The organism is Rahnella sp. P4_A8 (assembly GCF_056402435.1).
On sequence record NZ_JBFUHK010000230.1, the window covers coordinates 1 to 1,415 of the forward strand.

1 pseudogene is annotated in these 1,415 nt (G+C 61.2%); it reads left to right on the plus strand.

Annotated features, from left to right (window positions below):
* Window positions 1-1,415 (plus strand): annotated as a pseudogene (locus tag AC1DUO_RS24975) (hemagglutinin repeat-containing protein); the annotation flags it as partial.

Below are 1,415 nucleotides of genomic sequence, written 5' to 3' on the forward strand. Positions count from 1 at the left end.
ATGTACGCCAACCGCATTCATCTGGTTTCCAGCGACAAGGGCGTCGGGGTCAACCTCGGCAACCTGAATGCCTCGGTCGGCGATATGCAGATTGATGCCAGCGGCAGGCTGACGCTAAGTAATGCGACTTCCACCGGCAAGCTGACGGCGAATGCGCAGGCTATCGCGCTTAACGGCACCCAGCAGTCGGGCGGCGATATGGCGCTCAACAGTCAGGGACAACTGGCCGTTCAGGGGAGTCAGGTGACCAGCGGCGGCAATATCACGCTGGCCGCTGACCAGCTCAATTCAGGTAATACCGCGCAGGTGTCTGCGGCAGGCAATATTCATGCTACCGCCGGTAATGACAGCCAGTGGCAGGGCAAGTTGACGGCGGGGAAAGATCTCCAACTGAACGCCGGGGATCTGACCAATAACGGGCTGATCGCCGCAAACGGAAACGCCCGTATCACCACGCAGCGGCTGACCAATACCGGCACGCTGCAGGCACAGGGGACGCAAGATCTTCAGGCGACAACGCTGGATAACAGCGGGGTGGTGCAGGCCAGCGGTGCCCTGACCCTCACCGCCGGAGAAACGCAGCTTGGCGGATTGCTGTCGAGTGACAATCAACTGACCGGGCGTTTCGGGCAACTTTCCACCCTCGCAGGGTCGCAAATTCAGTCCGGTACCGATGCGGATATCGGCGTGCAGGGCAGTGCGGTACTCGGCGGGAACGTCCGCGCCGGACAAAACCTGCAGCTCAGCAGCGGCTCATTGAGTTCGGCCAGCAGCGCTAAGCTTTACGCTGTCGGGAATGTGCAGGCGGAGGCGGGCAATAACGGTGTGTGGAATGGCAGCCTGACGGCGGGCGGTAATCTGGGCGTCAGTGCGGGCGACATGACCAACAATGGCACGCTGGCCGCCAGCGGCAACACGCAGCTCGCCACGCAAAAACTGACCAACGGCGGCCTGATCCAGGCGCAGGGTACACAGATCCTGAACGCCAGCGAACTGAACAACAGCGGCAAAATGCAGTCCGGCGGCGCGCAAAACATCACCGCCAATACCCTCAGCAATCAGGGGCTGATCGGTTCACAGCAGGGGCTGGGGTTGCAGGTTGCTGACCAGATGACCGTGGGTGAACAAGGCTCGCTGTTTGCCGGTGACCGGCTGAACATCGGCGGCGGTCAGATGATTGTCGACGGCACGCTGACCGGCAAAAATGGCCTGACGCTCAACAGTAATTCCCTGAACGCCGGGCAAAACTCGCTGATCACCAGCCTTGGCGATATTCAGTTTACTGCCGCGCAGCAGACGCTGGGCGGCCAGTTGTCGACCTCCGGCAACGTCGGCCTGAACGCTACGGATCTGTCCGTCGGGGCGCAGGGTTCCGTTCACAGCGATAAAGATTTATCCCTGACGGCAACCGGCAG